This window comes from Type-E symbiont of Plautia stali (assembly GCF_059731115.1).
The window spans coordinates 782,474-808,169 of record NZ_AP035907.1 but is presented as its reverse complement, the minus strand read 5'-3'; the positions used below and the strand labels follow the sequence as shown (position 1 = coordinate 808,169).

26 protein-coding genes are annotated in these 25,696 nt (G+C 54.5%); 21 read left to right on the top strand and 5 right to left on the bottom strand.

From position 1 onward, the window contains the following. Nucleotides 1-35: 35 nt before the first annotated feature. Nucleotides 36-914: a LysR family transcriptional regulator gene (locus AC6I8L_RS23805; RefSeq protein WP_058961663.1), complete on the bottom strand. Its 879-nt coding sequence runs from the start codon at nt 912-914 to the stop codon at nt 36-38. A 123-nt stretch (nt 915-1,037) separates the two neighbouring features. On the opposite strand from AC6I8L_RS23805, the gene AC6I8L_RS23800 reads away from it, so the two are divergent. Further along, nucleotides 1,038-1,763 carry a pirin family protein gene (locus AC6I8L_RS23800; protein ID WP_058961664.1) on the top strand — a complete coding sequence of 242 codons (726 nt, stop codon included), beginning with the start codon at nt 1,038-1,040 and terminating at the stop codon, nt 1,761-1,763. 200 nt (nt 1,764-1,963) lie between these two features. Here AC6I8L_RS23800 and iolG read toward each other — a convergent pair whose 3' ends face one another. Beyond that, a complete protein-coding gene (gene iolG, locus AC6I8L_RS23795; protein WP_058961665.1) occupies nt 1,964-2,962 on the bottom strand; it encodes an inositol 2-dehydrogenase in 999 nt (332 codons plus the stop codon). Between the two features lie 239 nt (nt 2,963-3,201). Between iolG and AC6I8L_RS23790 the strand changes: the two genes are divergently transcribed. The 3 genes from AC6I8L_RS23790 to AC6I8L_RS23780 all read left to right on the top strand — a co-directional run bounded on the left by AC6I8L_RS23790 (nt 3,202) and on the right by AC6I8L_RS23780 (nt 5,018). Beyond that, nucleotides 3,202-4,224, top strand: a complete 1,023-nt coding sequence (locus AC6I8L_RS23790) for a LacI family DNA-binding transcriptional regulator (protein WP_058961666.1) — start codon at nt 3,202-3,204, stop codon at nt 4,222-4,224. Between the two features lie 117 nt (nt 4,225-4,341). Continuing rightward, entirely contained in the window at nt 4,342-4,596 is a 255-nt protein-coding gene (locus tag AC6I8L_RS23785) for a type II toxin-antitoxin system Phd/YefM family antitoxin (RefSeq protein ID WP_058961667.1), read from the top strand. Further along, complete coding sequence (locus AC6I8L_RS23780; RefSeq protein ID WP_058961668.1) at nt 4,593-5,018, top strand: type II toxin-antitoxin system VapC family toxin; 426 nt, start codon at nt 4,593-4,595, stop codon at nt 5,016-5,018. Before AC6I8L_RS23785 ends, AC6I8L_RS23780 begins: the two co-directional genes overlap by 4 nt. A 292-nt stretch (nt 5,019-5,310) precedes the next feature. On the opposite strand, the gene AC6I8L_RS23775 is transcribed toward AC6I8L_RS23780, so the two are convergent. Further along, entirely contained in the window at nt 5,311-5,988 is a 678-nt protein-coding gene (locus AC6I8L_RS23775) for a hypothetical protein (protein WP_058961669.1), read from the bottom strand. Nucleotides 5,989-6,258: 270 nt separating this feature from the next. Here AC6I8L_RS23775 and AC6I8L_RS23770 point away from each other — a divergent pair, with 270 nt between their 5' ends. The 5 genes from AC6I8L_RS23770 to AC6I8L_RS23750 all read left to right on the top strand — a co-directional run bounded on the left by AC6I8L_RS23770 (nt 6,259) and on the right by AC6I8L_RS23750 (nt 12,428). Continuing rightward, nucleotides 6,259-6,825 carry a sugar dehydrogenase complex small subunit gene (locus AC6I8L_RS23770; RefSeq protein ID WP_058961670.1) on the top strand — a complete coding sequence of 189 codons (567 nt, stop codon included), beginning with the start codon at nt 6,259-6,261 and terminating at the stop codon, nt 6,823-6,825. Between the two features lie 29 nt (nt 6,826-6,854). Continuing rightward, a complete protein-coding gene (locus AC6I8L_RS23765; RefSeq protein WP_058961671.1) occupies nt 6,855-8,510 on the top strand; it encodes a GMC family oxidoreductase in 1,656 nt (551 codons plus the stop codon). Next, a complete protein-coding gene (locus tag AC6I8L_RS23760; RefSeq protein WP_058961672.1) occupies nt 8,507-9,904 on the top strand; it encodes a cytochrome c in 1,398 nt (465 codons plus the stop codon). Before AC6I8L_RS23765 ends, AC6I8L_RS23760 begins: the two co-directional genes overlap by 4 nt. A 326-nt stretch (nt 9,905-10,230) precedes the next feature. Continuing rightward, entirely contained in the window at nt 10,231-11,541 is a 1,311-nt protein-coding gene (locus AC6I8L_RS23755) for an MFS transporter (protein WP_058961673.1), read from the top strand. Between the two features lie 326 nt (nt 11,542-11,867). Beyond that, on the top strand, nt 11,868-12,428 hold the full coding sequence (locus AC6I8L_RS23750) for a hypothetical protein (protein WP_153012323.1): 561 nt from the start codon (nt 11,868-11,870) through the stop codon (nt 12,426-12,428). A gap of 235 nt (nt 12,429-12,663) precedes the next feature. Here AC6I8L_RS23750 and AC6I8L_RS23745 read toward each other — a convergent pair whose 3' ends face one another. Beyond that, nucleotides 12,664-13,338, bottom strand: a complete 675-nt coding sequence (locus AC6I8L_RS23745) for a GntR family transcriptional regulator (RefSeq protein ID WP_058961675.1) — start codon at nt 13,336-13,338, stop codon at nt 12,664-12,666. A 114-nt stretch (nt 13,339-13,452) separates the two neighbouring features. Here AC6I8L_RS23745 and AC6I8L_RS23740 point away from each other — a divergent pair, with 114 nt between their 5' ends. The 12 genes from AC6I8L_RS23740 (at nt 13,453) to mdcH (ending at nt 24,753) form a co-directional block, all read left to right on the top strand. Continuing rightward, nucleotides 13,453-14,133, top strand: coding sequence for a DUF2848 domain-containing protein (locus AC6I8L_RS23740; protein ID WP_058961676.1), 681 nt, complete (start codon nt 13,453-13,455; stop codon nt 14,131-14,133). 11 nt (nt 14,134-14,144) lie between these two features. Further along, entirely contained in the window at nt 14,145-15,488 is a 1,344-nt protein-coding gene (locus AC6I8L_RS23735; RefSeq protein ID WP_058961677.1) for an amidase, read from the top strand. Next, nucleotides 15,488-16,123, top strand: coding sequence for a DUF4286 family protein (locus AC6I8L_RS23730; protein WP_201785688.1), 636 nt, complete (start codon nt 15,488-15,490; stop codon nt 16,121-16,123). The genes AC6I8L_RS23735 and AC6I8L_RS23730 overlap by 1 nt, the downstream gene beginning before the upstream one ends. Then, the gene (locus AC6I8L_RS23725; protein WP_058961678.1) at nt 16,116-17,429 is read left to right on the top strand and encodes an MFS transporter; all 1,314 of its coding nucleotides are present in this window, start codon (nt 16,116-16,118) and stop codon (nt 17,427-17,429) included. Before AC6I8L_RS23730 ends, AC6I8L_RS23725 begins: the two co-directional genes overlap by 8 nt. Before the next feature lie 271 nt (nt 17,430-17,700). After that, nucleotides 17,701-19,356, top strand: coding sequence for a malonate decarboxylase subunit alpha (gene mdcA, locus AC6I8L_RS23720; RefSeq protein WP_058961679.1), 1,656 nt, complete (start codon nt 17,701-17,703; stop codon nt 19,354-19,356). After that, nucleotides 19,356-20,207 (top strand): triphosphoribosyl-dephospho-CoA synthase, encoded by an 852-nt coding sequence (locus AC6I8L_RS23715; RefSeq protein WP_058961680.1) that lies wholly within the window; start codon nt 19,356-19,358, stop codon nt 20,205-20,207. The genes mdcA and AC6I8L_RS23715 overlap by 1 nt, the downstream gene beginning before the upstream one ends. A 13-nt stretch (nt 20,208-20,220) precedes the next feature. Then, nucleotides 20,221-20,520 (top strand): malonate decarboxylase acyl carrier protein, encoded by a 300-nt coding sequence (gene mdcC / locus AC6I8L_RS23710; protein ID WP_058961681.1) that lies wholly within the window; start codon nt 20,221-20,223, stop codon nt 20,518-20,520. Then, entirely contained in the window at nt 20,513-21,349 is an 837-nt protein-coding gene (locus AC6I8L_RS23705; RefSeq protein WP_058961682.1) for a biotin-independent malonate decarboxylase subunit beta, read from the top strand. Before mdcC ends, AC6I8L_RS23705 begins: the two co-directional genes overlap by 8 nt. Further along, on the top strand, nt 21,346-22,146 hold the full coding sequence (gene mdcE, locus AC6I8L_RS23700; RefSeq protein WP_058961683.1) for a biotin-independent malonate decarboxylase subunit gamma: 801 nt from the start codon (nt 21,346-21,348) through the stop codon (nt 22,144-22,146). Before AC6I8L_RS23705 ends, mdcE begins: the two co-directional genes overlap by 4 nt. 140 nt (nt 22,147-22,286) lie before the next feature. Then, nucleotides 22,287-23,246 carry an AEC family transporter gene (locus AC6I8L_RS23695; RefSeq protein WP_058961684.1) on the top strand — a complete coding sequence of 320 codons (960 nt, stop codon included), beginning with the start codon at nt 22,287-22,289 and terminating at the stop codon, nt 23,244-23,246. Nucleotides 23,247-23,248: 2 nt separating this feature from the next. Continuing rightward, nucleotides 23,249-23,857: a malonate decarboxylase holo-ACP synthase gene (locus AC6I8L_RS23690; RefSeq protein ID WP_058961685.1), complete on the top strand. Its 609-nt coding sequence runs from the start codon at nt 23,249-23,251 to the stop codon at nt 23,855-23,857. Beyond that, on the top strand, nt 23,854-24,753 hold the full coding sequence (mdcH, locus tag AC6I8L_RS23685) for a malonate decarboxylase subunit epsilon (protein WP_479400296.1): 900 nt from the start codon (nt 23,854-23,856) through the stop codon (nt 24,751-24,753). Before AC6I8L_RS23690 ends, mdcH begins: the two co-directional genes overlap by 4 nt. Here the strand turns inward: mdcH and AC6I8L_RS23680 are convergent. Next, nucleotides 24,735-25,682 (bottom strand): LysR family transcriptional regulator, encoded by a 948-nt coding sequence (locus AC6I8L_RS23680; protein WP_058960334.1) that lies wholly within the window; start codon nt 25,680-25,682, stop codon nt 24,735-24,737. The two genes, mdcH and AC6I8L_RS23680, sit on opposite strands and share 19 nt — an antisense overlap. Nucleotides 25,683-25,696 lie beyond the last annotated feature (14 nt).

The following is a 25,696-nucleotide window of genomic DNA, read 5'->3' as shown; positions in this document are numbered from 1 at the left end:
ATTCTTATCGGGCGGCCATCAGGTCGCCCGTTTCATTATCCTGCCAACTTTTCCTGCAAAAACGCCATAAACACCCGATTCACTTCGCTGCGCTGACGATGCTGTGGATAGAGCGCGTTCAGGTTGAGTGAGGAAGGCTGCCACTCATCCAGCACGGTCATCAAATCACCGCTGGCTAAGGCCGGTGCCACGATAAACTCCGGCAGCAGAATCAGCCCCAATCCAGCCACCGCCGCATCACGTAACATCTCACCGTTATTGCTCACCATCGGGCCTTGCACCGCCATCACCTTGCGTTGTTCACCGTTAAACAGTTCCCAGCCGATCTGGCTTTCTCGCCCGTAACGCAAACAAGCGTGATTGAGCAGATCCTCTGGTTCACGTGGTGCGCCCGCGCCCTGAATGTATGACGGGCTGCCACAGATCACGCGGCGAAACACGCCCAGACGTTTGGCGATCAAGCTTGAGTCGGGCAGGGTGCCAATGCGGATCGCCATATCAAAGCCTTCACCGACCATATCGACGTAGCGGTCCGCCAACTCCACCTGGAACTGCAATCCGGGGTGCTGACTGAGGAACTCGGCGATATACGGTGACAAATGGCTGATGCCAAACGACATCGGAACACTAAGACGAAAGCTGCCCTGCAACACCTGTTGCCGGCCAGATACCGCCTGCTGGGCTTCCTGCACATCATCGAGAATACGTTGCGCATGTTGGGCAAAGAGTTGGCCGTTATCCGTCACCGACAGTTTACGCGTGTTGCGATTCAGCAGACGCGCACCGAGTGATTCCTCCAGCGCGGCAATACGGCGGCTGACGTATTGCTTCGACAGCATCAACTGTTCGGCGGCGGCGGTGAAGTTACCGGCTTTAATTACGGCGACATAAATACGAAGATCTTCTATCTGCATATTGTCCACTTTTCGGTGACAGTCATTGTCAGGTTAGCGCATTGTTGGGCAAATTAGTTTACGTATACTTATCCTCATTCGGAAGGGCAAGCGTCTTTCCACCGCACATTTGAGGAGCAAACCATGATTGAACAACGTCTGTCAGAACAACGCGGAGTGGGTGACCACGGTTGGCTGAATTCACATCACACTTTTTCCTTCGCGAATTACTGGGATCCTAAACAGACCGGCTTCTCCGATCTGCTGGTAATCAATGACGACCGTGTCGCACCGGGGCGTGGTTTTGGGGCGCATCCACACAACAATATGGAGATCATCTCCTATGTGCTGGACGGCGCGCTGGAGCATAAAGATTCAATGGGCACCGGTTCGGTGATCGTCCCCGGTGATGTGCAGTTGATGAGCGCGGGCAGCGGCGTAACGCACAGCGAATTCAATCACTCGAAGAGCGACAACGTGCACTTCCTGCAAATCTGGATTGTACCGGGCGAACGCAACACCCAGCCGGGCTATCAGCAGATCTCCGTGCCAGAGAGCGAGAAACGCGGGCAACTGCGTTTGATTATCTCGCCTGAAGGGGAAGAGGGCAGCCTGAGCGTACGTCAGGATATCCGCATCTATGCCGGTTTCTTTAATGGTGCTGAGCAGCAGACTTTCGCACTGGATGCCGATCGTTACGCCTATATTCATGTGGCGCGCGGCAGCATCGAAGTGAACGGTGTGAAATTCAAAGAAGGTGACGGTGCGCGAGTGCGTAATGAGAGCGCATTGCACTTCGCCCAGGGCGATAACGCAGAGGTGCTGCTATTCGACCTGCGTCCGCTGGAAGTGAATCATCCACAGCGTTAAAACAAGCCAGGGCGTTTTACGGACGCCCTGAAGCCTATGCGTTTTGGTTGCTTAACGTCGGCATCAATGAGCAGCACGATGCTGCCTGTATCGCGCTCTGGCCGTTTTGCTTAAGCTTCAGTGAGCTTTCAATCAAGCTTCCATCTTGATGGGGAGTTGTCGAAGGGACGGACCAGGGTTCGCCCCTTATCAGCACCGCCTTACAACAGCGACTGCGGTGCGACCGGTTTGCCGGTTTTCAATGACTCCAGCGCTGCATCCGCCAGTAATAACGCCTGCAACCCATCATTCCCGCCGGGGTACTGGCCTTCGCCTTTTGCCAGCGCCTCAATGAGGGTCGCCAGTTCATTGCGGTAAGCATCGGCATAACGCTGCAGGAAGAAGTGCTGCGGCTTCTGCGCCACCACCCCGTTTGCCACGGATTTCACCAGCTGAGACTCCAGCTGATTCGTTACCTGCAACATTCCTTCGCTGCCGTGTACTTCAATACGCTGATCGTAGCCGTAGCTGGCACGACGGCTGTTGGTGATCACCGCCATCTTGCCGCTGGCGCAAGTGAGGGTGACAACGGCGGTATCGACATCGCCCAGCGCTTTAATTTCGGGATCAACCAGCGCCGCCGCGCTGGCGTACACCGATACCGGCTCTTCATTTAACAACCAGCGCGCCATATCAAAATCATGAATGGTCATATCACGGAACAGACCGCCTGAGACTTTAACGTACTCAGCAGGCGGTGCGCCCGGATCGCGTGAGCTGATGGTCACCAGTTCGGTTTCACCAATCTCGCCATCACGCAGACACGCCTGCAAATGCGCCATGCTCGGGTCAAAGCGACGGTTAAAGCCAACCATCAATGGCACGCCTGCTTCACGCACCGTGGCTAAACAGATCTGCACGCGCTGCAAACTTAAATCCACCGGCTTCTCACAGAAGATGGCTTTTTTGGCGCGCGCGGCGGCTTCAATCAAATCTGCATGGGTGTTAGTGGCGCTGCAAATCGCCACCAGATCAACCGAACTGTCCGCCAGAATGGTGTCGAGATCTGCCACTTTAGCGCCGTATTTCTCAGCCAGCGCATTGGCAGCAGGTGCGTGGACATCCATCACATACGCCAGACGACATTGCGGATGCGCGGCGATATTCCCAGCGTGGATCTGTCCAATACGGCCAGCACCTAAGAGAGCAACATTGAGCATTTTTTTAATTCCTATAAGGGCGACAGGTGATGGCGCTATTAAGCGTATTGGTGAAGTTTTAAGTCAAAGCAAAGCCTGAAACGGGTGCTGAAAGGATGAGGCCGATCACATGAAAATTTGAGGTTAATGACTTCAAATATAAGATTGTTCTCTGGATTCATGGAGTTATAACAATTTGATTATCAGTGCCTTATCAAGCTACTGTTTCATCCATGAGGTGAAGGACATCAGGAAATATCATGACGCTGCAAAACTGGAAATCGCCATCCATTAAAGCCATCGCGCAGGAAGCGGGCGTCAGTCCCGCCACCGTAGACCGCGTGATCAATGGACGGCAAGGCGTGCGCGAGGTGACGCGCAAGAAAGTTGAAAATGCCATGGTGCGGTTGGGGCTGAGTGACACAGAAGACCCTCGCGGAGCGGCAAAACGTATCGCGATTGTGTGTGAATCTGGCACCAGCTTCGTGGCTCAGCTTGAGTTTCATGCACGTGCGGTAATGCGCGAGCGTCCGCAACTTCACATCACACTGGATACGTTGCCGAGTGCGCAATTCCACGCTGACCGCTTTAGCAAGCTGATTGAACGCCGCGCTACTGAAGCCAGCGGCATTATTCTGGTGTGCCGCGATGACGTGAAGATCAACCGTGCGGTTAAAGCCGCCATTGATGATGGTGTGCAGGTGATTTGCCTCACCAGCGATCTGCCCAATTCGCGGCGTACTGCTTATGTGGGTATCGATCAGACCGCTTCAGGCGCGACTGCCGGTTGGTTTATGGGCCGCATGCTGCCGCCGCAGCAACCAGGCAATATTCTGCTGATTTGCAGTTCGACCTATCGCACCCAGGAGGAGCGCGAGATCGGCTTTCGTCGCGTGCTGCGAGAGGCTTTCCCGTGGCTGACGATTCGTGACCGCGTCAACATTAACGACGAAGCCGAAACCGCCTGGCACAGCGTGAAAAAGTGGCTGGAAGAGGGCAAACCGCTAGCCGGGATTTACAACACGGCGGGCGGTAACGAAGGCGTAGCCAAAGCGCTGGAGGCATTTGGTGTGCAAGATCAGGTGATCTTCGCCGGACATGAGTTGAGTGAATCGAGTCGCTTACTGCTGGAGAAAGGCACGATGGATATGGTGCTGGGACATGATATGCGGCGCGAGATCGAGCAGTGCCTGGCGATATTTGAGCAGCCGTTGAGTGAGCGCCTGCCGGAGGATGTGAAAACGCCGCTGCTGATTTATCACCGCTATTCTTATTTTTCTTGAACTTCAATCAGCTAGATTTCCAGTACCCTTGAAACATGCTTATTTTCAGCATGGTGTTGAAATATTGTGCAGCTGACGTATCATGTAGTTATGTTTCTACATTCTCAGGAGGCTGTTATGGGCATCTCAACAATTTCGAGCCGTTCGTTCAATCAGCAGGTATCAGCTGCGAAAAAACTGGCGGAGGAAGGCCCTGTATACATCACTGATCGCGGAGAACCAGCCCACGTATTGATGACGTTTGAGGAATATAAAAAGCTAACGGGTACACGACGCAATATCCAGGATGCACTTGCTATGCCCGGTGTCGCTGATATCGATTTTGATCCTCAACGAGTGGACATAGGCTTCAGGGATGTGGATTTTTCATGAGATATTTGCTTGATACCAATGTCATTTCGGAAATGCGTAAGGCAAGGACGCCCAAAATTGATCCACAAGTATCCAACTGGACGGATACGGTAGATGCGGGTGATATGTTCATATCAGCGACTACGATTATGGAGATCGAAAAAGGCATCCTTCAGGTGTTGCGAAAGGATGTGCGTCAGGGAGAAATGCTACGCGAATGGTTTGCATCAGTGGTATTACGTGAGTTTTCAGGCCGTGTACTGCCTTTTGATGCCGAAACTGCCATTTATTGTGCGAGACTCCATGTACCCGACCAACGTTCCGCGAATGATGCAATGATCGCGGCCACTGCCTTTCGTCATGATATGACTGTAGTTACGCGAAATACCAGGGACTTTGAAGGACTAGGCGTTATGTTGCTCAATCCATGGGAGTGGCAATAACATCATCAGAACACATTTAAGAACCGGAATAAAATAATAAGACTAATAAGACTAATAAGACTAATAAGACTAATAAGACTAATAAGACTAATAAGACTAATAAGCGATATGTGGCTATTTTAATTACAGGGTTATTTAATTGAGCGAAATCCGGCGCTGTTATTGACCGGTATCTATCAGCCTCGTATTTCTTATATCCAGGTCAATAACTGTATTATCGAACTAAATGTCATTTACCAACGTCAATGAATTATTAATGCAGAGGGGCTGAGCCTTCATTTGCTCTGGTAGTTTATCCATGTCCAACCCCATCGATTTCGCCCCTTGCGGCTTCAATCACCCGCTCTGAGTGTTTTGCCAACATATCCTGTGGGCGTTGACCACCAAGAAAGCTGTTCACTGACAAGAACCAGAACGCGATTCCCCAACCATCTTTATGATCTGCGAATATCTTCAACACCTCAGAGAGCGCTTTCAATGGTCGGAATTGCGTATTGCGATCCAGACCGTAATCCGGGAAGTAATCAATGCCATTGTGGTGAATCGCAAATATCTGGCCGCTTTTTTTCCATTTATTTGGTTGAGCGCTGGGATTGGTGGTACTCAAACCGGCTAACTGCGAGACATCAGCGGCTGTTAACCAGTTTCCGCTTTCCAACACGGCTTTACGTGCTTGCAAGAGCATTGCCGCTTCTTTCATCAGGTGTGGTGAGGCGGGGGCCTTGGGCAGCATCGATCCAACCAATATCTCGAGTGACTGCTTCTCCTGCCGTTCCTTAAAAATTTCAAACATGGTTGAAGCTACAGTAGAAATATTTTCTGTCAGCGTACTGAGCACGCGCAGGTTGCTGATGTTATCGAAGGACACCACTAATACCTGATTAGATTGAGATTTTCCTAACCGTGCTTTGACTTCTTTAGGGGTGCCAATCAATGTGGAAACCCCTCCATGTTGTTCGATGAGACTCATGGAGGAACTCCTGATTTGGTTATGTGGATTATTGAATATTATCATAACCTAAATAGCGCTCAACTGTCTGTGTGATTAATTTTTACCCACATTAAATCCCTCCTCGCAACTATCCCAAACCCAACAATTTATGACCTAAATTATCATTTAGAGCTAAATCCACACCCTTTAATGGGATTTCGTTCGAATCCTGATAACAGTTTTGCAACGAAATCGTTAGGATAGCGCCGTTTGGCTTTCTCCTCTTTTGTCTCAGCATCAGGTAACCCCATGAAACGACATTTTGCACCCGAAACCGTTTCTGTAGTTAAAAATGGAACCGGTTCCACCCGCAGGGAATTCCTGCTTGCCACACTCGGATTAACCGTGACCGGCGCGGTCGCAGCCCTTCCGGGGCGGGCGTTTGCGGCTAGCGTGATTCATGCCAGCGACGCGGTGAAACAGTTCGTTCGCATCTCGCAGGCGATCACCGAACACAAGCAACTGGATGTGGCTCTTGCCGCGCGCTTTTATGAAGTTTTGGCGCAGCGTGACACGCAATTTGTGCCGCGTGTTGCGCAGCTCGATGCGCTGATAACTTCAGAAATCACCGCCCAGGATTTCCTGGCTAAAGCCAGCAGCGCAGGACTGCACGATTTCCTCTATCAAATCGTCACGGCCTGGTACACCGGCACGGTAGGGGATGACTATCACGGCACGCTGGTGGCTTACAAACAGGCGCTGATGTACCAGACGGTCAGCGACGGTTTGGTGGTGCCGACTTACTGCGGCAATGGACCAATCTGGTGGACCGCACCGGTGCCGGATGAGCACGACGGTCATATCGAACAGTTGTAATTTCCTCAAAACTAAAACGACGAAAAATCATGAAAAAACCAACTTTTACTGCGCAAGGTGATGCCTCCGCGGACATTGTGATTGTGGGCTCAGGTGTGGTCGGTGGATTGATGGCGAACGAACTCGTCAGTCAGGGCTACTCGGTGCTGGTACTGGAAGCAGGTTTACGCATTGACCGCGCGCAAGCGGTAGAAAACTGGCGCAACATGCCGTTTGCGAATCGCGCTGGGTCAGATTTCCAGGGGCTGTATCCGCAGTCCAAATTCGCGCCCGCGCCGCTTTACTTCCCGCCGAACAACTATGTCAACGTGACCGGCCCTAACGCGTCCAGTTTTCAGCAGGGCTATTTGCGCACCGTAGGCGGCACCACCTGGCACTGGGCGGCATCGTGCTGGCGTCATCACCCGAGCGATTTTGTGATGCAGTCAAAATACGGTGTGGGGCGTGACTGGCCAATTAGCTATGACGAACTGGAGCCGTGGTATTGCCGCGCGGAAAATGAAATTGGTGTGGCGGGGCCAAACGATCCGCATATGCAGTCGCCGGTTGAACGCAGCCAGCCGTACCCGATGGATATGGTGCCGTTTGCCCACGGTGATAACTATTTCGCTAGCGTGGTGAATCCGCACGGTTACAACCTGGTGCCGATTCCACAAGGGCGCAGTACGCGTCCGTGGGAAGGGCGTCCAACCTGCTGCGGCAACAATAATTGCCAACCGATCTGCCCGATCGGCGCGATGTACAACGGCATCCACCACATTGAACGCGCCGAGCGGAATGGCGCAGTGGTGCTGGCCGAAGCGGTAGTTTACAAAATCGATACTGATGGCAATAACCGCATTACCGCCGTGCACTGGAAAGATGCGTCTGGCGCCTCGCACAAAGCTTCGGGTAAAGCGTTTGCCTTGGCCTGTAACGGTATCGAAACGCCGCGCCTGCTGCTGCTGGCCGCTAACGGTGGTAACCCGAACGGTATTGCCAACGGTTCTGATATGGTCGGCCGCAATATGATGGATCACTCCGGCTTCCACTGTTCGTTCCTCACCGAAGAACCGGTGTGGCTGGGACGTGGACCGGCGCAGAGCAGTTGCATGGTCGGCTATCGTGATGGCGAGTTCCGTCGTGATTACTCGGCCAACAAAATGATTTTGAACAACATCTCACGCGTAGTGGCCGCCACCCAGCAGGCGCTGAAAAAGGGACTGGTCGGCAAAGCGCTGGATGAGGAGATTCGCTATCGCTCAGTGCACAGCGTCGATATCTCGATCAGTCTTGAACCGCTACCGGATCCGGAAAACCGCTTAACCCTAAGTAAAACCCGTAAAGATCCGCACGGTCTGGCGTGCCCCGATATCTATTACGACGTCGGCGATTACGTGCGCAAGGGCGCGGAAGTGTCGCACGAACAGCTGGAGAAAATCGGCAAGTTGTTCAACGGCAAAGAGTTCGCCATCAGCAAAGGTCTTAATGCCAACAACCACATCATGGGCGGCGTGATCATGGGCAAAAGCGGCAAAGATGCAGTCGTGGATGGCAACTGCCGTGCCTTTGATCATGAGAACCTGTGGTTGCCGGGCGGTGGTGCGATCCCTTCCGCCAGCGTGGTTAACAGTACGCTGACCATGGCCGCGCTCGGTCTGAAAGCAGCACACGACATCAGCCTGCGCATGAAGGAGTTCGCATGAAGACGCTTCTTGCAGGTAGCCTGTTCGCGCTGATGGCCTTTGGCGCGCAGGCGGAAACGCTGGATGTGAATTTGCTGCGTCAGGGTGAACAGGTTGCCACCGCGTCTGATTGCCAGGCGTGCCATACTGCGCCGGGCAGCAAAACCGCTTACAGTGGTGGATACGGTATTGCATCACCGATGGGCACCATTTACGCCACCAATATCACGCCGGACAGCAGCGGCATCGGCAACTATAGCGAAGCGCAGTTCTCTGAGGCAGTACGTCATGGTGTACGTGCGGACGGGGCGCAGCTTTATCCCGCGATGCCATATACCTCTTACAGCATGATGACCGATGAAGATCTGCACGCGCTTTACTACTACATGATGCATGGCGTCAAAGCGCAGGCGCAGCACAACCCGCAGACCGATTTGCCATTCCCATTCAACCTGCGTTTTAGCATGCGTTTCTGGAACATGATGTTCGCCAACGACAAGATGTGGCAGAACGATGGCAGCAAAAGCGCGGAGTGGAATCGCGGTAACTATCTGGTGAACGGCCTGGCACACTGTAACACCTGTCATACTCCGCGCGGATTTATGATGCAGGAGCAGCAGGATCGTCCACTGGCTGGCGGACCGCTGGGCAGCTGGTATGCGCCAAACATCACGTCGGATGAGGTGAGCGGTATTGGCGGCTGGAGCGATGACGAGCTGGTGCAGTATCTGAAAACCGGACGCGCACCGGGCAAAAACCAGGCGGCGGGCGGTATGGCGGAAGCGGTTGAGCACAGCCTGCAGTATTTGCCGGACAGTGATTTGCACGCCATCGCCACTTATCTTAAAGGCACCACACCGATTCGTGATGAAGGCGACACTATTCCAGCCTTCAGCTACGGCGCGCCTTATGATGTGGAAAATAGCGTGCGTGGGCGCAATCCGAACAACGCCAATCACTCGCTGGACAATGGCGCGGCGCTGTTCAGCGGCAACTGCGCCAGCTGTCACCAGCCGGATGGCGCAGGCAGTGCCAATCAGGCTTATCCATCATTGTTCCACAACACGGCAACCGGGTTGCGTAATCCGAACAACCTGATCTCTGCCATTTTGTTTGGTGTGCAACGTGACACCGCCGATCATCAGGTGCTGATGCCGGGCTTCAGTTCGCCGACCTATGTCGACAAACTGAATGACCAGCAGGTCGCCGATATCAGTAACTTCGTGTTAGCGCATTACGGCAATGCCGAGGTTACCGTGACGGCGGGTGATGTGGCGTGGGTGAGAAAGGGCGGTCATCCACCGCTGCTGGCGCGTCTGCAACCGATGATGTTGCCGGGTATGATTGGTGGGATCATGGTGTTGCTGGTGGTGATTGTCGCGTGGCGCTTGATGCGTCGCAGGCGTGTAGATTGATTCCAGGTGCGCAAGAATGCGCACACTACAAACTGCATTAACCTCCGCAAGGTCGCCTCTTATGGCGACCTTGTTGCGTGTCATGTTACGGCATCAGGTTACACCAGCTATTTCAGCCACCAATCCTAATCAATCATCCCGCCAAAAATCGTATGGCTGCGCTTGATGGCTCTAAAACCGGAGAATTTTGCCCCTGCGATCACGCCGTAAGTAACACAGTTTCTTAACATTCATCCCAGTGATTAGGATCGCAATAATTATTACCAAACTCTCTTTAATAAGAAGCCATAGAGCTTACGCATGGTTGCGCAAAGAGAGAGGGCGTTATGCACGAGAAAATCCCCGGAACACGTTGGTATCGCGTTATTGCCCCGATTTTAATTACCTGCATCATCTCGTTTATGGACCGTGTGAACATCAGTTTCGCGCTGCCGGGCGGCATGGATCAGGACCTGGCGATCACCAGCCAGATGGCCGGTATGGTCAGCGGCATCTTCTTTATTGGTTACCTGTTCTTACAGGTACCAGGCGGACGGATCGCGGTGAATGGTAGTGGTAAACGCTTTATCGCCTGGTCACTTATCGCGTGGATGATAGTCTCTATCGCCACTGGCTTCGTCACCAACCACTACCAACTGCTGGCGCTGCGCTTTGTGCTGGGTATCTCCGAAGGCGGTATGCTGCCAGTGGTACTCACCATGGTCAGCAACTGGTTCCCGGAAAAGGAACTCGGGCGCGCCAATGCCTTCGTGATGATGTTCGCGCCGCTGGGTGGCATGTTTACCGCCCCGATTTCTGGCTACATCATCAACGTACTCGACTGGCGCTGGTTGTTTATTATTGAAGGCTTGCTGTCTGCCGCGGTGTTGCTGGTGTGGTGGCTGGTGATCGCCGATCGCCCGGAAGAGGCGCGCTGGCTCCCTGCCCGTGAGAAAGCGTATCTGTTACGGGAACTGGCCCGCGAGCGCGCCGCGCATCGCAGTGCTGCGCCAGTGAACAAAGCGCCATTAAAAGCGGTTTTCCGTAATTCTGGCTTGATGAAACTGGTGGCACTGAACTTCTTCTATCAGACCGGCGATTACGGCTACACGCTGTGGCTGCCGAGCATTCTGAAAAATCTCACCGGCACAAATATGGCGGGGGTAGGGTTGTTAGCGGCGATCCCGTTTGTTGCCACTATTCTGGGGATATATGCGATTTCGTGGCTCAGCGACCGTACAGGAAAACGCCGTTTGTGGGTGATGGTTTCCCTGTTCTGCTTCGCCGCTGCGCTGCTGGCATCGGTGGTGCTGCACAGCAATATCGTCGCGTCTTATATCGCGCTGGTGGTGTGCGGTTTCTTCCTGAAAGCGGCGACCAGCCCATTTTGGTCAATTCCCGGACGTATTGCCTCGCCAGAGGTGGCGGGAGGTGCGCGTGGCGTAATCAACGGGCTGGGTAATCTGGGCGGATTCTGCGGGCCGTACCTGGTCGGCATAATGACGATGCTATATGGGCAGAGTGTGGCGGTGTGCTGGCTGGCGGGATCGCTGGTGGTGGCCGGCATTATTACGGCACTGCTGCCGCGTAATTGCGATATCAATCCGTCAGCTCCACGTAAAATCGGGGCGGATGAGCGACTGATGAGCGTGAAATAAATGGGTGCGCTGCCGTTAGCAGCGCAACGCTTGCCACGCAGACACCATTTTAGAGTGGCACGTAAAGTTCATTAGTAACGGCGTGCCAAATTCTTCATATTCAAATTTATCGAAGATTTTTTCCTTTCCAAACCCCAATTATTTGAATAAATCACCCCGCATCGGCATGTCTTATTGCTGGTGCGTAAGCATTCCGCTAAGAACACGCAAGCAAAATGAAATAACCCTGCGCGGCAAGATATGAAAGGTGTATGATTTTTTTGAGACTTAAGTCCAATGTAAATCAGAAAAAACCTAATTCATTGCAACATTGCGTGAGTATTCGTATGCCACTTACTAACGCCAGGGTACTTAATCTGGGAACGACTTCGCTCGTGCTGTATTCAGATTGCCAATATACCGTAGCCGGCATTTCAGCCATGATGCGTGAGAGATTTCCACAGCAACCAACCGGCAGTACCATCATTATCGTTAATGCCTGCTCGATGTCTCTGGAGGCAAGAATGAATGATGTTTTCGTATTAAGAAAAAGATACGGCGAACGCGCATTTATTTTTGTGCTGGCGCAGGATAACGACAATTACGAGATCTATTCTCGTATTCATTTTGTTTCGCTGAGATCTTCAGCCAATGCACTACTGTGTTACATCATGAGTGCGGTGATACTGCATGAAAGTAGAGCCGTCAGGTTATCGCTACAAAGTATGCAAATCATCTACATGAAATCATTGGGTGTTGAGATTGCGGATATTGCATCGCTGATGAACAGAAGTTATTCAACGATAAAAAACAACTTTTCATACTGCAAAAGGCGTTTGCATATCAGGAGTTCATTCTCTGAGCGAGCACTGATCTATATTGCGAAAGGTATTGTCTGTAAACAATAATAAGGCGGGTCATGTCACAGCTGGTTTTGGTTTTTGTATTATGTTTAGTGCTGGCATTTTCGATTTATGCCATCGTTCATGGCAAAAAGAAAAAGCGCTTTTACAGCAGAAAAATTTCAAGTCGCCGCTAAATTCGGCAGCAAAATTGAATCGCCCAGTTACCGCGAGTTGGTTGCTGGGCGCCTTGTCAGCAAAAGCGCTTAATACCTCGCCATGTGGAAAATTTCCGGAGAAGTCAGGTCGAGAGCAGGGCGCGCTTAAACGAGAAAATATGAGCCCGTGCGGCATCGGCCGCTCGTTGCGTGTCACCGGATTCCAGTGCGTCAATAATCTCATTATGCTCCGCAATGACTTCATCCATATGGACAACATTGGACAACGTTGTCGCCCAAAAGCGCTGTGCCTGCGCATGAATCACACTCAGAATATCTGACAGCCGACTGTTTCCGGCGATATCGGCCAGCACCTGATGAAATTCGCGATCCAGCAACATCATTTCTTCGCGACTACGTGATTCGCTCGCTCTGGCGATTTGCTGGTTTAGTTCGCGCAACTGTTGAATGTGTGAATCAATGACTTTCTGACTGGCTAGTTCAACACACAGGGTTTCATTGACCAATCTCACCTCAATTAACTCCAGTGCATCATCTATCGACAAAGGTGCCACCATCACGCCTTTGCGCGGGATGATCTGCAACAGCCCCTCGGTGGCCAGCCGATGAATCGCTTGATTGATCGGCGTCCGACCCATTGCCAAATCATCCATCACCTGAGCGGTATTTAAATACTCCCCTGGTTTGTAGCGAAGCGTGATGAGCTTGTGCCTGAACGCCAGATAAGCCTGTTCATTTAAAGAGAGGCTCTTTTCCCGGCTGGCTGGGTTCACATTTTCAGTAACTGACTCACTCATCACGACGTTCCTTTTTTTGCCAATGAGACATATTACACAAAAATCTGGCATGAAAATCGCTAGTTTGAAAACACAGTGAAATTTCACAGTGATTTTTCAAATGGAGATCATCACATGCACCTTCAGTTCACAACCGGCGATAAAGCCGCTAGTACGCTCGATGTCGAAGTTTCCCATTTCATTATTGCGGGTTGGGCCGGACGCGATAGTGATGCGGTGTTGCACCATATCAGGGAGCTTGAGGCACTGGGTGTGCCCGCTCCCGGTGCAGTACCGTTGTTTTACCGCGTTGCGACCAATCAACTGTGCCAACAGCCACTGCTGGAAGTGGTCGGCGATGAAACCTCCGGGGAAGCTGAGCCCTTTGTGTTTTTCCATCGGGGCGAATGGTGGGTCTCCCTCACTTCAGATCACACCGATCGTTATCTGGAAACCTTCAGCGTTGCCCTCTCGAAACAGGCCTGTATTAAACCGGTTGCCAGCAAAGCCTGGCGCATGAGCGAGGTGGTTGAGCACTGGGATACGCTGGAGCTGACCTCGTGGATAAAAGAGCAGGGCGAATGGGTGGTTTATCAGCAGGGTACGCTGGCCTCATTACTGACACCACAAGATCTGCTGTCCCGCTATCTGAACGACAGCCCGGCTAAAGAAGGATTGGCGATGTCCTGCGGCACGCTGGGTGCGATTGGCGGTATTCGTCCCTCCAGTGAATTCCGCATGGCGCTGCACGATCCCCAATTGAACCGCACGCTGGAACACGCTTACTGCACTGGCGCGCTGCCAGTGGTCGCTTAAGGAGCATGCTCATGACCACACTCTGGGAAGTCAGTCAGCAGCTTCAGGCAGGAAATGCCTCTCCTGAAGTTTTCACTGAATCGGCATTGCGCGCAGCGCAGGATCCGTTAAAAGAGGGGAATCTTGTTTTCACCACCCGCTATGCCACCCAGGCCGCTCAACAGTCAACAGCAGCGAGTGCACGCTGGCAAACCCAGCAAGCCCTCAGTGCTATTGATGGGCTGCCTGTCAGCATCAAAGATCTGTTTGATGTGCAAAGCGAGCCAACCACGGCGGGTTCACATTTGCTCCTGAATGCAGAACCGGCGGCAGCGAATGCCCATGTAGTCGATCGCTTACATCACGCAGGGGCGGCGATTGTCGGTAAAACCAACATGACCGAATTTGCCTTTTCCGGGTTGGGCATCAATCCGCATTACGGCACGCCGGCCAATCCGTGGCGTCGCGAAGACAAACGCATTCCGGGTGGTTCTTCTTCTGGTGCGGCTGTCGCCGTGGCAGACGGCATGTGCCTGGGCGCTATCGGCACTGACACGGGTGGCTCGGTGCGCATTCCTGCTGCGCTATGCGGCTTGACCGGCTTTAAACCCACCGCGAATCGCATCAATCAGGTGGGTACGTTACCGCTCTCTACTTCGCTCGACAGTATTGGCGTAATTGCCCATGACGTACGCAGCTGCTGGCTGCTGGACAGCGTTATCGCAGAACAGCCGCTGGAACTCCAGCAGCTTAAGTTGTGCAATGCGCGTTTCGCCATCCCGCAGACCCGCGTGTTGGATGGACTCGACGAAGACGTTGCGCTGGCCTGGAAGCACGCTATCGCGGTGCTGGAACAGGCGGGGGCCACCCTCATTGCACTGCCGCTTGAAGAGCTGGATGAGTTGAACATTATGAATGCGCGTGGCGGCATTACTGCTTACGAGGCATGGCAGTGGCATCAACAATCCGCACTGGCGCAACCCGAAGCTTACGATCCCCAAGTGTTAGTGCGTGTGCAGCGTGGCAGTTTGCTGACGGAGCAAGATGCCCGTGAACTTCTTCAACAGCGAAAAGCGTGGCAGCACCGCATCAATAGCGCGCTGGCAGACTTTGACGCCTTACTCATGCCCACCGTTCCGCGTATCGCACCGACCCTCGCTTCTCTGGAGGATGCGCAGCAGTACATGGAGGTTAACGCGCTAATGCTGCGTAACACCAGCGTAATCAACATGCTGGACGGCTGTGCGCTCTCTTTACCCTGCCATCAAACCGGTTGTGCGCCGGTTGGCCTAAGCCTTGCTTCTGTTCATGGTGATGACGCCCACTTAATCAGCTGGTCGCTCGCCGTGGAAACTGCCCTCAACTGGAGATCCTGATGATGACTCAACCCCACGGCATGCTGTTTGTTGCTACCAACATTGGCGCTGAAGACGAAGCAGACTTCAACCAATGGTATGACCATGAACATGTTGAAGAGCGCGTCGCGATCGCTGGCTTCCTGACTGGAACGCGCTATCAAGCAATCAATGCTGAGCGCAAATATCTTGGTCTGTATGAAACCGAGGCGCTGGAAGCCTTTACCAGTGCGGATTATCACGCAGCCTTCACTCGCCAGACCGAATGGTCAGTGAAGAACCTGCAAAGGATGGTTAATCCCATGCGTCGGGTCAGCGCGATCACCCATAAGCATGGCAAAGGGACCGGCAGCCATCTGGCGGTGGTGATGCTGAAAGCGCTGGATGCCAGCGTGTTGACTGCGTGGCAGCAGCAAATTAGCCATACCCCGGGCTATGTTGCCTCCGGTTTACTCACCCCGGATGTGGTGCTCAGTTCTCCGTTGCCAATGGAGAACAAAGAACAGCGTCAAATGCTGCCCATGCTGCTGATTCACTGCAGCGATGCATCAAGCTGTGACCAGCTGGCCGCACAGGCGGCGGAACTGATGATGGGCGATGTTCAACGCTATGCCTTTAGCTGGCAGTTAACCAAACAGGAGTTGGCACATGGCTAATACAGACTCTTCATTGCAGCAGACGGTGCGTGATAAGCGCACGGCGTCGAAAACCGGGCGCCTGGCCGCGGCCAGTTCCATCGGCACAGCGCTGGAATGGTACGACTTCACCGTTTACAACATCATGGCAGCCTTGGTGTTTAATCATGTGTTCTTCCCCAGTTTTGATCCGCTGGTTGGCACCATTCTGGCGTTTTCGACCTATGCGGTAGGTTACATTTCACGTCCGCTGGGCGGTTTTGTGTTTGGTCATCTGGGGGATGTCGCAGGGCGCAAAGCCGTGTTGATCATCACGCTGGTGATCATGGGCGTCACCACCGCCTTAATGGGCTTGCTGCCAGGCTATGCGGTGTGGGGCATCTGGAGTCCGGTGCTGTTGGTCGCGCTGCGTTTTGTGCAGGGTATTGCACTGGGCGGAGAATGGGCGGGTGCCGTTTTACTGTCGATGGAGCACGGTGATGCTGATAAACGTGGGCGTAATGCATCTTTTGCACAGGTGGGGCCTTCCTGCGGAACCTTGATTGGCACCGGGTTTATCACCCTGGTGACGGTGATGATGAGCGGCGATCAGTTTCAGGCATGGGGCTGGCGCATTCCATTCCTGCTGAGTCTGTTGCTGGTGCTATTTGGATTGTGGCTGCGCCGTGGGGTGGAAGAGACACCGACCTTTGTCGCGATGCAGGCTGCGGAAAAAACGACGCATACGCCACTGAAAGAAGTGTTTGTCAACTATCCGAAACAGCTGCTGATTGCGGGGGGATCGCGTATCGGTTCCGATGTGCTGTACGCGCTGGTGGTGGTATTTACCCTGACGTACGTCACCACCGTATTACAGCTGCCACGCCCGCTGGCCTTGATGGCCACGATGTTGGGCGCAATAGGGAATGCGATCACCGTCCCAATGTTCGGCGCGCTATCAGATAAATGGGGACGCCGACCGGTTTACATCACGGGTGCTGTATTAGCTATCGTCTGGTCTTTCGTGTTCTTCGTGTTGTTAGACAGCACGCAGCCGGTGCTGATTGTGCTGGCGGTGATAGGGGGGCTGCTGATCCATGCAATCATGTATGGACCACAAGCCGCATTCGTTACGGAACAGTTTCCCAGCCACGTTCGCTATGCCGGGTCATCACTGGCTTACACGCTGGCAGGTATTGTCGGTGGAGGGTTTGCGCCGTTGATTATTACTACGCTGTATAAAGAAATGGGCAGCACGCTGTGGGTGTCGCTGTATGTCACGCTGGCATTGTTGATCACGCTGTTTGCCGTGTGGAAGGCAAAAGAGACGGCACATAAGCCGTTGTAACTAAGTGGATTACGGCAGTCATTGAGTGTGGGTGGCCTTAGGGCCGCCCACAGCTACCTGACATTATTCACATCTCAACCCCTTACTCCTCCCAAAGCAGCGGTACACAATTCTCCCCATCAATCGTTGACCAACCGCAAATTTCCATCATCTCAATCATTACTCTCAGGCTAACAATCCCACTTTCAGGTTGATTGATGGCATCACCGCTTAAGACCACACTTTCCTGCGTTGACGTAATCAAGCGATTCGCTCATTCAGGAGGTTAGTCATGTCATCAGGACAACAAACGGCGCGGGTGTGGAATACGCGCCGTACCGAGAAACAACGGCGACAGGCGTCGTTGCCGGTGCAGGGCAAAGTATTACCCACCGATCAAATGGTTGAGATGCTGGAAAAATTAATCTCGCCTGGCGACCGCGTCGTACTGGAAGGCAATAACCAAAAACAGGCCGATTTCCTCTCACGTATGTTGGCCGAGGTTAACCCGAAAAAGGTGCACAATCTGCATATGATCATGCCGAGCGTGGGTCGCAGTGAACACCTCGACATCTTTGAAAAAGGCATCGCCCGCAAGCTCGATTTCTCCTTTTCCGGCACGCAAAGTCTGCGTATTTCGCAGCTACTGGAAGACGATCAGCTGGAAATCGGCGCGATTCATACCTACATCGAACTCTACTCTCGCCTCTACGTAGACCTCGCACCGAATGTCGCGCTGATCGCCGGATACAAAGCTGACCGTAAAGGCAATCTCTACACCGGGCCAAGTACCGAAGACACGCCAGCACTAGTCGAAGCGGCTGCTTTCCACGACGGGATTGTGATCGCGCAGGTTAACGAACTGGTGGACGACGAGTGTGATCTGCCGCGCGTGGATATTCCTGGTTCGTGGATCGACTACGTAGTAGTAGCTGACAACCCCTTCTTTATCGAACCGCTGTTTACCCGCGACCCGCGTCTGATCAAACAGGAACACATCCTGATGGCGATGATGGCGATCAAAGGCATCTACGCCGAACATCAGGTGCAATCGCTCAATCACGGCATTGGTTTCAATACCGCCGCTATCGAACTGCTGCTGCCGACCTACGGTGAACAGCTCGGCCTAAAAGGCAAAATTTGTAAACACTGGACGCTGAACCCGCACCCCACCTTAATTCCCGCCATCGAAAGCGGCTGGGTCGAGAGTGTGCACTGCTTCGGTGGTGAACTGGGGATGGAAGAGTACATCCGCGCGCGCCCGGATATCTTTTTCACCGGGGCCGATGGTTCGATGCGCTCTAACCGCGCCATGTGCCAGCTGGCAGGTCAGTATGCCGTCGATATGTTTATTGGCTCAACGCTGCAAATCGATGGCCTGGCAAATTCCTCAACGGTTACGCGCGGTCGCCTTTCTGGCTTCGGTGGTGCGCCAAATATGGGCCACGATCCGCACGGTCGTCGCCATGCCACTGCCGCCTGGCTGGCAATGAAAAATGGCGAAGATGCCATGGAACGCGGCCGCAAGCTGGTGGTGCAGATGGTGGAAACCTTCCAGGCAGGCGTGAAGCCGACCTTCGTAGAAAAACTCGATGCCATTGAAGTGGCGAAAAACTCTGGAATGCCGCTGGCGCCGGTAATGATCTATGGCGATGACGTCACGCATGTGCTGACCGAAGAAGGTATTGCCTATCTGTATCGCGCGCAGGATCTCGAAGAGCGTCGGGCGATGGTGGCGGCGGTGGCAGGTATTACCGATATCGGACTGGGCGTGGATGCCAAACGCGTCGCTGAACTGCGTCGTAGCGGCAAAGTGGTGTTCCCGGAAGATCTTGGGATTCGCCGATCTGATGCCACGCGTTCGCTGCTGGCGGCCGGTAGCGTGGCCGATCTGGTCGAGTGGTCGGATGGCCTCTACAACCCACCGGCAAAATTCCGGAGCTGGTAATGAAACGACTTGCGCCGCAATCGGTTGAAAGCCACCTGCATCAACTGGCACAGCACGCCACCGATTGCCTGATCGAAGAAGTGAACCTGACGCCCAAGCCGGGGCTGGTGGATCGTCGCGGCAGCGGCGCACATCAGGATCTCTCGCTGGCGCTGATGGAGCGTTCTGCCCGCAGCCTGACCCCGACCTTTTATGCGCTGGCGCAACAGTGCTGGCAGCGTCCAGCGGATATCGCACTGCGCGAAACCGTGGGCCGCCTTGGTCGCGAAGGGGAGCGTCAGATGATGGCTGCCACCGACGGGGTGAATACCCATCGTGGCGCCATCTGGGCATTAGGTTTGCTGGTCAGCGCGGCGGCGATGCGCGGCGGTGAGGCTAGCAGCGATCAACTCTGCACTCGTGCCGCTGAACTGGCTTGTTTACCGGATCGCCACGCACCCAAAACCTTCAGTAAAGGGTTACGTGCCGTGCATCGCTTTCAGGTGCCGGGCGCACGTGAAGAAGCGCAACAGGGCTTTCCGCATATCATGCAGCTGGCATTGCCGCAGTTGCAGCGCAGTCGAGAAGCCGGGGCCGATGAAACCGAGGCGCGGCTCGATGCGCTGATGGCGATTCTGACCTCGCTCAGTGATACCTGCGTGCTCAACCGTTCAGGCATGAACGGTTTGCTGACCTTACAACGTGGTGCGCACGCGGTATTACAGGCGGGTGGCACTGCGCACATAGCGGGTCGTCAGGCTTTACAACAACTGGATAGCGCGATGCTGGCGCTGAATGCGTCTCCAGGCGGCGCGGCTGATTTACTCGCCGCCACGCTGTTTATCGATCGCGTCAGCATCGCCACTCATTGATTAAGAGGTTGCTATGGAAAAGATAACGTTGTCTTACCCGGCACGTCGCACGCTCAGCGGACAAGCGCTGGCTGGCGTGGTGGGCTCAGGAGATATGGAAGTCATTTATCGCGCGGATAACAGCGCCTTGCTCAGCGTGGCGATCACCACCTCGGTGGATAACAGCAAAGCGCGTTGGGATGCGTTGTTCAGCCGCCTGGCGGAACTGACTGAGCTACCGGCGGGCCAACTGGTGATCCACGATTTTGATGCCACGCCGGGCGTTGCGCGTATTCGCATCGAACAGGTGTTTGAGGAGGTGAACCATGCGTGATGACAGCAGCTTTATCGAATCACGCGCCCGTCAGCGTGCGCTGGCATTGCTGGACAGCGGCAGTGCGCGCGAACTGCTCGATCCGTTCGAAGGCGTGATGTCTCCCTGGCTGGAGAAACAGGGCATTGTGCCACAAGCCGATGACGGCATGGTGGTGATGAAAGGCACGCTTAACGGCAATCCCACCGTGGTAATTGCCATTGAAGGCACCTTCCAGGGCGGCAGCATGGGGGAAGTCTCCGGCGCAAAAATGGCGGGTGCACTGGAGCTGGCGGCTGAAGACAACCGCAACGGCATTCCGACGCAAGCCATATTGTGTCTGGAAACCGGTGGTGTGCGGTTGCAGGAGGCCAATTTGGGGCTGGCGGCGATTGCGGATATTCACGCCGCCATCGTCGATCTGCGTCAATACACACCGGTGATTGGCATTGTTGCCGGGACCGTTGGCTGCTTTGGCGGAATGTCGATTGCCGCCGCGCTGTGCAGCCATTTGATTGTGACGCGTGAAGCACGTCTGGGATTGAATGGCCCGCAGGTGATTGAGCAGGAAGCGGGCATTGATGAGTATGACTCGCGTGACCGCCCATTTATCTGGAGCATGACCGGTGGCGAGATTCGCTATCAAAGCGGGCTGGTCGATGCGCTGGTGTCAGACGGTGTCCAGGCGATGAAAACGGCAGTGGATGCAGCGTTGGCGCAAGGGGTTCCGGCACAGCATCGCAGTGAAAACTATGCATTTTATCTTGAGCGTTTAAGCCATTTCGATACCGCTCAACAGGCCAGCACAGCCACCATTCATCAGGTCTTCCATCCGGAGGTGAAATCATGAGCGCACACAACAGTCGGGGTGAGCTGTGGCTCAGCCAGTTAACCGGCGGCGCTGCCCGCCACACTGGGCTTTGCCCGTCCGTGCAGGTCGCGGATGCCGAACTCAATGGCGAAACCGCTCGTTTCATTGCTGTCGTTCCGGATGCGCACAATCGCTATCCACGCGCTGCGCAAGGCGAAGTCGGTTTGCTGGAAGGCTGGACGCTGGCAAAAGTGGTGCAAGAGACCATTGCGGAAGACGCCGCAAACGCAGTGAAGCGACCCATCATTGCGGTGATTGATGTGCCAAGTCAGGCTTATGGCCGCCGTGAAGAGGGCTTTGGTATTCATCAGGCACTGGCGGGCGCTGCGGGTGCTTATGCACAAGCGCGTCTGGCCGGGCATCCGGTGATTGGGCTGATCGTGGGTGAGGCAATGTCCGGCGCGTTTCTGGCGCACGGTTATCAGGCCAATCGACTGATCGCGTTTAACGACCCGGCCGTGCAGGTGCACGCCATGGGTAAAGCCTCGGCGGCGCGTATCACCCTGCGCACCGTGGAAGCGCTGGAGAAACTTGCAGCCAGCGTACCGCCGATGGCCTATGACATTGGTAATTACGCCACGCTCGGCCTGTTGTCATCTCTGCTGGACATCACCCATCCGGATGCGCCGACGGCCGAAGAGGTCACGCGTGTTAGAGCCACGCTGGCGGAAGCGATTGACGATACGCGCCGTGTGCCGGGTCGAGGTTCGCGCCTGGCGGCACCGAATCGTCAAAGCTCGGCACTGGTGCGCGAACGTCTGCGCGCTAGTTGGTAATACCCTAATAATAAAAAGCATTAAATCAACCTGCCGGCTGTCAGTATGCCGGACGCACGCGGCGTCCGGCCTCTGCGGCAACTGATAAATTCAACACCATCGCGTCAGTACTCACTCTTTTAATAACAAACAGGTGATTTATGACTTACGTGATTCTGCATGCTCTGGCTCCGATCTTCATTATCATGTTGCTCGGATTCTGGGCCGGCAAAGCCAAAATGGTTGATAACAAGAACGTCTCTTTACTGAATATTTTTGTGATGGATTTTGCACTGCCCGCCGCGTTGTTTAGCGCCACGGTACAAACGCCGTGGAGCGGGATTGTGGCGCAGATGCCGCTGATTGTGGTGCTGACGCTGGCGATGTGGGTGGCCTATGCGGTGCTCTATTTTGTTGCCACTAAAATCTTCAAAAAGTCGCCACAGGATGCGGCTGTATTGACGCTGACTGTGGCGTTGCCTAATTACGCAGCGCTAGGTTTACCCATCCTTGGCAGCGTGGTAGGAGAAGGTTCGGCGACATCGCTCTCTGTTGCCGTCTCCATTGCCTGCGGTTCGGTGCTGATGACGCCTTTCTGCCTTCTGATTCTGGAGCGTGAAAAAGCGCGCACCGCCGGGGAAACACAGCGTTCAACACTGGCGATGCTGCCGGTGTTGATGTGGCGTTCGGTGAAAAAACCGATTGTACTGGGACCGCTATTAGGCGTGGTGCTGTCAGCCATTGGCATCAAAATGCCGGATTTGGTGCTGGCCGCGATTAAACCGCTCGGTCTGGCTGCCACCGCCGCCGCACTGTTCCTGACCGGGGTGATCCTCTCGGCACGTCAGCTGAAAATCAACAGCATGGTGATCAGCTCGACAGTGACCAAACTGCTGATCCAACCGTTACTGGCGTGGGGCATTGTGATGTTGTTTGGTTTGCACGGCACCGTCGCGATCACCGCGATTCTGATGATTGCGCTGTCAGCCGGTTTCTTTGGTGTGGTATTTGGTAATCGCTTTGGTGTGCAGTCACCGGATGCCGAAGCGGTACTGTTACTGAGTTCGCTGCTGTCGATTGTGTCACTGCCGCTGTTTATTAGCCTAACTTCAGGAATGTAATCATGAATATCCGCCCACACGATCTGCTCTGGCTGCACGCTGATACCACGCTGCTCGACATTAAGGAAAGCTGGGTGGCGCAACAGTGGAACGCTCAGCAGCCGGTCGTGGTGCGGCGTGATGTGATGCAGCAGGATCGCATTCCGATTGGCGTGCGTGGCAGTGCTCGCCATCAACGGGCGGCGGGATGGGTGCGGGAGCAGGATGTGCTGCGGATTGATACACCGGAGGGGCTACTGGCGCATGCAAGCGATTCTGTGTTTCGCGCATTACCCACGGTTGAGGCAGTGATGCAACTTCATCAGCAGCGCTGGTCATGGTCGTGGGGCGTGACCGGCAGCACGGGATTTGCCTTAACGACCGGATTGCCGGTGCTGCATGCCTCGAGCGATCTCGACCTGTTAATTCGCGCACCGCAGCCGTTGCAGGCGGAGGAGGTGACGGCCTGGCAGCAACAAGTGTCACGTTTGCCCTGTCGGGCTGATACCCAGGTGGAAACGCCGGTGGGTGCCTTCGCGCTTAATGAGTGGCTGCGCGAGGGGCGCGTGTTGCTGAAAACCGCACGCGGTCCACGCCTGACACATCTTCCCTGGACGGAGGAAATCGAATGAAAACGCTGTTCACTTTTCCGGGGCAGGGCACGCAACGGCCTGGCATGTTGCAGTCGCTGCCACGCGATAAGACCTGGCAGGTAGCGCATCAGGTGCTGGGTGATGAACTGATGCAGCTCGATTCGGCTGTCGCACTGCAACATACGCGCGCAGTGCAGCTGGCGCTACTGATTGCGGGCGTGTCAGCAGCGCGCCAGCTGATCGCCAGCGGAGTGCAGCCCGATATGGTGTGTGGTCTGTCGATTGGTGCGTATCCTGCGGCGGTGATAGCCGGTGCTTTGGATTTTACCGATGCTCTGCACCTTGTGGCGTTACGCGGTGAACTCATGGAGCAGGCGTATCCGCAGGGCTATGGTTTGACGGCTATCAGTGGGATGACGCTGGCGCAAGTTGAAGCGCTGGTAGATGGACAAAACAGTTTCATTGCCAACATTAATGCCGAAACACAGATTGTGATTGCGGGAAGCGATAGTGCCATGGCCGCAGTGGCGCAGCGGGCGCTGGCGCAAGGGGCACAACGAGCGCAGCGGCTGGCGATCAGCGTGCCTTCACACTGTGCGTTACTGGATAGTCCCGCGCAGCAACTCAAAGCCGCTATCGATAAAGTCAGGTTGCAACGCTCGCAATTCGCTTTTCTCAGCGGCAGCAGCGCCCGCGTTCTCTGGCAGCCGGAACGTATTGCCGACGATCTGGCGATGAACATGGCGCGCAGCGTGCGCTGGCATGAAGCGATGGTGGCGGCGAAAGAACGCGACGTGCGTCTGGTGATTGAGATGCCGCCCGGCGAAGTGCTGACGGGCTTAACGCGTAGTGTGCAGTGCCAGGGCGAGTGTATCGCCCTTGAGCGCAGCGGCGCTGAAGTGGCGCTGCGTCTGTTTCAGCGGCTGGCACGCTGAACCTTTTCCTGCAAACTCAGGGCGAACATACGCCCTTCAGCCACCAGTGCCAGCAGATTTGGATCATGTTCGCGGTTGCGCGGAAACACGATAGCGATCTGCTGTCGCATTTGATACGGCTCGGCTAAGCGGAGAAAACGCAGATCGTTTTCATACTGCTTACGCATCCTGCCCGGCACCAGCGAATAGCCCATGCCGGCCTGCACCAGACTGAGCATCGAGAAGATGTCATTCACGCGTGTGACGATGTTGGGCTCAAAACCGGCTACGTGGCAGGCTTCCTGAAATCCGGCAAAGGTAGCAAAGCCTTCTGCCAGCGAGACAAAGGGTTTATCGCTGTAGCGACGCAGGTCGATATCTTCCTCGCTTTTATCGCCGTGGCCCGCTGGTACGGCGAGGAAGATGTCATCCTGAAACAGCGCCACCTGCTCAAAAATCTTTTCATCGATCTCGGCTTCGCTGACAGAAATGATAATCGCATCCAACTGATTATCTTTCAGCGCGCGCAGCAGCAAATCATTGGAGCCCATGGTGAGGTTGAGTTCTAACTCGGGGCGGCGCAGTTTCATTTTCATGATCAGACGCGGCACGGTTTCCAGCGACAGAGAATATAAGGTGCCCACACGCAGATGCCCCAGACCGATACCTGCAGTGCGTCGTGTTTCATCAATGCCCTGACTCAGCGTGGCCAGCGCTTCCCGGCTGTATTCCAGCAGCGTCGTAGCGGCGGGCAGTGCCACCAGGTTGCGGCCTTTATGTTCAAACAGCGGACAGTGCAAACTCTCTTCCAGCGTGTGTAGCGCACGATGCACGCTCACGGTGCTGATCCCCAGCGTTTCTGCCGCTCTTGCGAGGTTTTCCGTTTCCATGTAGCAGCTGAAAATCAGCAGCTTGCGAATGGTGAGATCATTGTCGAGGGTAAGTTTCATGCCGGTTTCATATC